Origin of the sequence: Desulfosarcina sp., from assembly GCF_041551955.1 — a bacterium.
GTDB lineage: Bacteria > Desulfobacterota > Desulfobacteria > Desulfobacterales > Desulfosarcinaceae > Desulfosarcina.
Map to the genome: position 1 here is coordinate 1 of NZ_JBFELV010000248.1, position 7,395 is coordinate 7,395.

Below are 7,395 nucleotides of genomic sequence, written 5' to 3' on the forward strand. Positions count from 1 at the left end.
TCCGGTGTTCCTTCAATTTCGCTTTCGCCATGAGTCTTCCCCTAACCTGTTAGCAACGCTCGGGCGCGGCCGGTCAACGGCCGCCTCAAAATCGTGCCCCTCTTAAAAGCTCAGCGGGGCCTTGTCAAGAAAAAGCGCGTGGAATGGATCGTGTTGCTTTTTCCGGCAGGATAGATATGGATGGTGTGTAATTGTCGAATACTATTTTTTTTGATTTCACGCAAGCTCCGGATTGCCTGGGTATTGACGCCGGATCCATCGCCTGACCAGCAGGCTGGCATTGGGGATCACCGCAATGGACCCCCTCTGCTGACTGACCCTTTGCATCACCGACGCAGGCTCGATTCGCGTGACGCCGATGACCCGGCATACTTCAGGTGACAGGTCGGTGACCAAAAAGATATTTATGCGCCGGTTTTTTTCCATCATGGCCAGGGCCGTACCGCCATTGCCCTGATACTGGTGTGAAAGTCGCGCGAAAGCGGCATGCCACCCGCCCATGTCGAACCAGGGCAAAAAAGTTGTCGACCCGATGCCGTTGCTGCACCGGGCGAAAACGATGAGCACGCCCCCATCCTTGACGAATGCGGCGGCATGGTGAATGGCCTTGTGGGCCTGGATAAGATTGATATCCTTGGGATAGCCGCCGCAGGAGGCCACCACCATATCGTAAATCTTGCCCGGATCTATTTCGCAGTGTCGCCCATGGTATTCACAGGCCTTCCGGAAGTGATCGACGCCGCATCCCACCATCAATCGGCAAACCGTGCCATGGCTATCCAGGATACCGTGAATGGCAAGGTCGGCCGGCCGATGGCCTTCAACCTCGGCCAGGTCTTCCGCCAGCGGGTTGCCGTCCAGCCGACCCGATCGGCACCCGGTGGAAAGGACCGATCGTTGCCCGTCCAGAAAAAGGCCGTGGTTGTGGTAGATGGCCGCCCGCTGCCCCAGCCCCGGGAATATCAGCTTGCGGCCCCCGCCGTAGCCGGCAAAGTAGTGGTGGGAGATGGCGCCAAAGGTGATCACGAGATCGGCATCCAGAATATCCTTACGGATGCGGACCGGCGTGCCTCGCCCGGTAGCGCCCATATCGGCAAAACACGCGTCATCGTTACAGTCGTGGTGGACGAACCGGTATTGAAAGAAAGGTTCGCCATAGACGGTCCGGCACTCGGCATCGCTTTGAAACGCATGGGTACCATAGGCGATGTACACGGAAATGGTCTCTTTCGACGCCCCCCTTCGTTCGAGGAGATCCAGGAGGACTGGCAAATACTGATCATACCCACACAACCGGGTTTTGTCCGCCACCACCACGGCCACCCGCCGCCCTTGCAGCGGTCCGGCAGGCAGGGCAGCCTTTAGGTCTGCCGCAAAGCCTTGCCGGGTGACTCGCTTGGGCGGCTCACGGATCATCAAGATATCCGCCCTGTCCGGCAGCGGCAGGTCAAAACGATCGTCGCCGATTTTCAGTTGAATCGATTTTTCCATAGGGTGTCCCGACCCACCATACGTGGCCAGCCTCAATGCAAAGCTCCCTGAAACACTTTCAGTATCTCAATATACGTGCTTTGGAAGAGGATGTGAACCGCTAAATCAGATGACAAGGGCGAGCCAAACCGCCGATCACTGCCGAACCGGTGTTGACAGGAATGGCGGCTTCCGCTTTAACAAGGCTTCAAAAAGGGGTGTGGATCCTAAAATACGTTCAATTTTTTCTCGACATCGACCAACCGCACAGCTAGCCACCGGCAGACCACTGGAGCCCAATCATGCATTTGAAAAACGCAAGCATTGCCCACGACCGGTTCCCGACAACCGATGCCTATCCCTTCAACCTGCCGGTCATACAGCACACCAAGGCCATTGATTTTCCCTCGCCGGTGACTGTTTTCACCGGCGAGAACGGCACCGGCAAATCGACCTTGCTCAAGGCATTGTGCCGGCGATGCAACATCCACATCTGGGAAGGCATGCACCGGACGAGATACACGGCCAACCGATATGAGAACATGCTGCACCTGTCCATGGACGTCCAGTGGACCGACGGAGCGGTGCCTGGATCCTTTTTTTCTCCCGAACTTTTTCGGAATTTTTCCCAATTGGTGGATGAATGGGCGACCGGCAACCCGGGCCTGCTTGACTACTTCGGCGGCCAATCTTTGGTCACCCAATCCCACGGGCAGTCCTGCATGGCATATTTTCAGTCCATCTACCAGGTCAAGGGACTGCACTTCCTGGATGAACCCGAGGCCGCCTTGTCGCCTGAAACCCAATTACGCCTGCTGGAGGTACTGTCGGCAATGGGCGCCGCCGGCCACGCCCAGTTCATCATCTCCACCCATTCGCCCCTTCTGATGTCCTGCCCGGGTGCATCGGTCTATGACTTCAATCAAACGACCATCGCCCCCACAACTTACGAAAAAACCCGGCACTATCGAATCTACAAGGAGTTTTTCAGCCATGGCGTCTGATCCAACCGTTTCGGTCACAAGGGGTTACCTTCCGGGAGCCATCGGCCGGGTCACCGAACTGCATGGCTCCTACTATGCCGACCATTGGGGATTCGGCCTTTTTTTCGAAGCCAAGGTGGCCTCCGAGCTGTCGACGTTTCTCAGGGCCTACGATGCGGACCGGGACGCCCTGTGGCTGGCCACCGTCGCTGGCCGGATCGAAGGCGCCATCGCCATCGACGGCACGCATGCTGCTGAAAGCGGTGCCCATCTGAGATGGTTCATCCTCTCCGATGGTCTGCGCGGAAATGGGATGGGGCGGCAGTTGATCAACCGTGCAGTCGACTTCTGCGTGAAAAAAGCCTACCGCAGAATCTTTCTCTGGACCTTCGAGGGGCTCGACGCCGCCAGGCACCTGTATGAGAGCGTCGGATTCAGCCTGGCCTGTCAGCAAAAAGGCGCCGGGTGGGGCACTGAAGTCAACGAACAAATGTTCGAATGCAAACCGCTGGACCAATGATACCGGGCTGACCCTCCTTTTTTAATGATAGGATGCGGCAGCGGGTCAGAAAAACAACCTTTACCGAACCATTCCACATTCGAACCGTCAACATTGATGGTTCCGTAAAAAGTCACAAGCGGTGTCACTCCCGCGAAGGCGGGGCACGTAGTGAAGCTTTTTCAGCGCTGTCCATAACTGTCGAAAACTTATAGATCCCCGCCTTCGCGGGGATGACAAAAAAGAGGACATCTCGACTTTTTACGGGTTCATCAACCTTGCATGATCAATCTCAATCGCTCCCGTTGATCTCGTGCTTAGCGCCCTGCCAACTCACTCGCGCGCAACACCTTAGGCCGTGCGTCCCGCTGTTTCGTCCCGGAATCCCAGGAAAAAACACGCCGCATTCCCGCTGCCGGTGCCTCACTCGCCCGCCCTGGCCATTCAAAGTTGCATCCTGCCTGAAAGGCGATGCGCACCTACCGCCTGGCTACCCCATCCTAATGGCTTCCGGGGATGATGGGAAAAAGCTAACTTTTTTCTATATTAATTATATTAACTAAAATACCTATACTTATTTCAGCTTATTTGGTTCAGTTTTTATTGTTATTATGTTTTTTATATTATTTTATTGACAACCCCCGGCGACCGTGTTTTAGATAACCATAAGGCCGGTAATAGACATCGATTTTCAGTCGCTTGCCCCAAAATAGCTTCAACCGCAGACCTGACATCCAGGTGCACGGCCGACGCACCACCGGCTCACGATCATCGTGTCCAAAGCGACCATCCATCCCGGGTCGGACGCACGCACGCCGGTCGCTTGAAAACTGGGCACCCCGTCAACGCCCAAGTAGGTCCATGTCGTATGAAACATACACTCGATTGAAGGAGGGATTGGAAAATGGAGGACACACTAACCGTCTTCAAGGCCAGCAAGTTCTGTAATGTTTCCTCAAAAACCATCATCAACTGGATCGAGGCCGGACACATCAAGGCCTATAAGACTGTTGGTGGGCATCGGCGCATCAAACGCCACGACATGGAGACGTTCATGCGCGGCCAGGGCATCCCTATCCCGGATACAGAGATCGAGGATGAACGCAAGCGCATCCTCGTGGTGGATGACGACCCCATCATCGTGGAGACCATCGTGCAGGCATTGGAGGAAGACGAATTCGACTATGAGGTGATCAGCGCTTCGGACGGATTCGAGGCCGGGCTGCAGGTCAACCACTTCCACCCTCACTTGATGATCCTGGACATCATGATGCCGGACATCAAGGGCAACGAAGTGTGTCGCAAGATCAAATCCAACGAGACGACCAAGGAAACCAAGATCATCGTCCTGTCTGCCTACCTGGACGAGGAGAAATTCAAGGAGATGAAGGGCCACGGTGCCGACATCTGCTTTTCCAAGCCGCTTCCCCTGCCCCAACTCAAGGAGGAAGTTGCCCGACTGCTGGACCTTAAATAGGGATTCGAGTCGCGTTGCGGCCATCAATTAAGGAGGCGTAGCATGAAACTCAAGGAAGCGCTGGAAAAAAAGAAATTTGTGGTCACCTCGGAAGTCCAGGCCCCCATGGGCGACGACGATCCCGAAGCGCTGGTGGACAATCTGAAACGGATCCGGGGCCGCATGGACGGCGTTTCGATTGCCGAGGTGGAACTGGAGGGTGTCGTGGGCGACAGCATCCGCACCTGTGAACTGCTCAACCAAAACCGCTTCGACGCCATCTACCAGACCACCACCCGGGACAAGAACCGCATCCAGCTGCAGAAAGACCTGACCCAGGCGCACGAGTCCGGTGTGGAGAACCTGCTCGTGTTCACCGAGGACTATCGCATCTCCGGTGAGAGCCTGCAGGAAACCATGTTCTTCCATGTGGATTCGGGCAAGCTGGCATCGGTCCTGGAACACTTGAAGGACGGGCGAACGGTGGACGGCAAACAGTTGGAACAAAAGGTCGAGTTCATCATGGGCTCCGGCGTTGAATCCCTCTGGGGCAAGAATGTACCCAAACAAGGCATGCAGGAGATGGAGACCATGCGCGGGCTTGGCACCGGCTATTTTCTGACCACGCCGATCTTCGACCTGGATCAGTTTCAACGGTTCCTCCGGCAGGTCAAGACCTTCGGTATTCCGGTAATCGCCGAGGTGATGCTGCTGAGAAATGCCGCCATGGCCCGCTTCATCAACCGGCACTTCAAGGCCGGTCTGATTCCGGACTGGGTCATCCAAAAGCTGGACAAGGCGCCCAACAAACAGAAGGCCAGCATCGAGCTGTTCGCCGATACCATCAAAGGGCTGCGCGACATCTGCGACGGTGTCCACATCATCACCCTGGGCGGCATCGACAAGATTCAGCCGTACTTAGACGCGGCAAAAATCAGGTAGGGTCCATCCAGAAATAGCATCTTTTGGCCCAGGACGGCGTTCTCCCGCCCTTGATATCCTCGACGTAGCGCTGCTACGCCTGCGGTTTTAAGGGCGCTGCGGCCTTGCCCTGAACCAAAATCTACCATTTCTGGATGGACCCTATGTCCAAAGTATCTGCGTTAATAACACTGAGTGCAAAACAATTGACCACTTGGCATTTCCGTTTTTCAACTTCATCTAACCAGCAAAGCTGGTGTTGCTTTGATTTCCCGGGGGAACCGCCGTTGTCCGGGAATGTTTGCACCCTATCCTACGGGACAAAATGAAAAAAGCTGGATTTACCGGTCGACATCTTCAATCCCACCCATGGGCAGCATTGACCGGTGAACCTTCTCCAAGCCGACGCTCACTCGCTGATTCGTGCCAACGGCAACCCATCATGCAATGCCGCGCCTGCATGGCCGGCTGAAGAAAAAGCAAATTAATGATTTGGACCCAAGGCTGCCGGTTACTTGTTAAAACCGTTGGCATCCGCGCCTTCAGCCTTCCACCTTCAACCTAACCACCGGCGTGGTCGAGGAGGTTTTCATCATGACGTCACCCATCGAACTGGATGATCTGGAGTGTGAATTCAAGGAAGAGGTGTTGGAAAAAGTGCCCGACGCCCTGCTGGACCGGTGCATGACCTGCGGCACCTGCACGGGCGGGTGCCCGGCATCGGGCCTGATGGACATGGATCCGCGGAAACTGCTGCGGATGGTCAATTTCGGGATGGACGAGGAGGTCAAAAAATCCAAGTGGGCCTGGGTGTGCACCATGTGCGCCCGTTGCGTCAATGCCTGCCCGATGAAGATCAACATCCCTAAACTGATCTACAATATGCGCGGGTCCTGGCCGCGCGACAAACGCCCCAAGGGCATCCGCGGATCCTGCGACCAGCACATTCGCGCCGGCAACGCCATGGGCGTGCCCACCGATGATTTCATCTGGACCGTGGAGGACGTGGCCGACGAGATCCGCGAGGACCAGCCCGACTTCAAGGACATGCAGGTCACTGTGGATCGGGTGGGGGCCTATATGGCCATCAATCAGAATTCCCGGGAACCGGTCACCGAACCCGATGAAATGGGGCCCTTGTGGAAGATTCTGCACCTGGTGGGCGCAGACTGGACCTACCCCTCGGTGATGTGGGCCGGTGAAAATTACTGCCTGTTTCTGGCCGACGAGGAGGGCTGGCGCTACATCATGGAGGAGTTCGTCGATCACATCGACAACAACCTGGGCTGCAAGATGGTGGTCAACACCGAGTGAGGGCACTCCTACTTTGCGATCCTGGAAGGATTGCGCAAATTCAACATCCCCCACAAATTTGAATTCACCAGCATCATCCAGCTCTATGCCAATTGGATCAGAGAGGGCAAGCTCAAGGTCAATTCAGACTGGAACCGGGACCTCAAAATCAAGTTCACGGTTCAGGACCCCTGCAACATCGTACGCAAGACCCTGCGCGAGGAGATGGCCGACGAGCTGCGCTTCGTCGTCAAAACTGTGGTCGGTGAAGAGAACTTCGTGGACATGGTCCCCTGCGGCGTCAACAACTACTGCTGCGGCGGAGGCGGCGGCGCCCTGCAGGGCGGTTTTACCGAAGAGCGGCGGGCCTACGGCAAAGTCAAGTACGACCAGGTCATGGCCACCGGGGCCAAGTATGTCATCGCACCGTGCCATAACTGCCACAGCCAGATCGAGGATATGGGCAGCCACTATGGCGGCAGCTACCACGTGCTGCACCTCTGGACCATCATGTGTCTGGCCATGGGTATCCTCGGCGAAAACGAACGCAGCTACCTGGGACCCGATCTGGCGAATTACGGGCTCTAGACCGAGGACGGAGATCGGAGGTCGGAAGACGGATGTCTGAAGACCGAGGTCGGACAACAGAAAACAGAAGACAGAATTCGGACATCCGACTTCAGAATTTCGAATTGAGGAATTTTGGAATTGGGGAATTGGGGAATTGGAAGATCAACAGGGGTTGGTCACAAATGGTAGATTTCGTTTCAGGA

6 protein-coding genes are annotated in these 7,395 nt (G+C 55.9%); 5 read left to right on the forward strand and 1 reads right to left on the reverse strand.

Annotated features, from left to right (window positions below; all coding sequences use genetic code 11):
• Positions 1–216: 216 nt before the first annotated feature.
• Positions 217–1,491: a nickel-dependent lactate racemase gene (gene larA, locus ABYV26_RS16715; protein ID WP_372682494.1), complete on the reverse strand. Its 1,275-nt coding sequence runs from the start codon at positions 1,489–1,491 to the stop codon at positions 217–219.
• 281 nt (positions 1,492–1,772) lie between these two features.
• On the opposite strand from larA, the gene ABYV26_RS16720 reads away from it, so the two are divergent.
• From ABYV26_RS16720 to ABYV26_RS16740, 5 genes are all read left to right on the forward strand, one after another.
• Positions 1,773–2,474: an AAA family ATPase gene (locus tag ABYV26_RS16720; protein WP_372682495.1), complete on the forward strand. Its 702-nt coding sequence runs from the start codon at positions 1,773–1,775 to the stop codon at positions 2,472–2,474.
• Positions 2,464–2,973, forward strand: a complete 510-nt coding sequence (locus ABYV26_RS16725; protein WP_372682496.1) for a GNAT family N-acetyltransferase — start codon at positions 2,464–2,466, stop codon at positions 2,971–2,973. The genes ABYV26_RS16720 and ABYV26_RS16725 overlap by 11 nt, the downstream gene beginning before the upstream one ends.
• 883 nt (positions 2,974–3,856) lie before the next feature.
• Positions 3,857–4,429, forward strand: a complete 573-nt coding sequence (locus tag ABYV26_RS16730) for a response regulator (RefSeq protein WP_372682497.1) — start codon at positions 3,857–3,859, stop codon at positions 4,427–4,429.
• A 42-nt stretch (positions 4,430–4,471) separates the two neighbouring features.
• Positions 4,472–5,350 carry a methylenetetrahydrofolate reductase gene (locus tag ABYV26_RS16735; protein ID WP_372682498.1) on the forward strand — a complete coding sequence of 293 codons (879 nt, stop codon included), beginning with the start codon at positions 4,472–4,474 and terminating at the stop codon, positions 5,348–5,350.
• A gap of 573 nt (positions 5,351–5,923) precedes the next feature.
• Entirely contained in the window at positions 5,924–7,210 is a 1,287-nt protein-coding gene (locus tag ABYV26_RS16740) for a (Fe-S)-binding protein (protein WP_372682499.1), read from the forward strand.
• Positions 7,211–7,395: the final 185 nt, after the last annotated feature.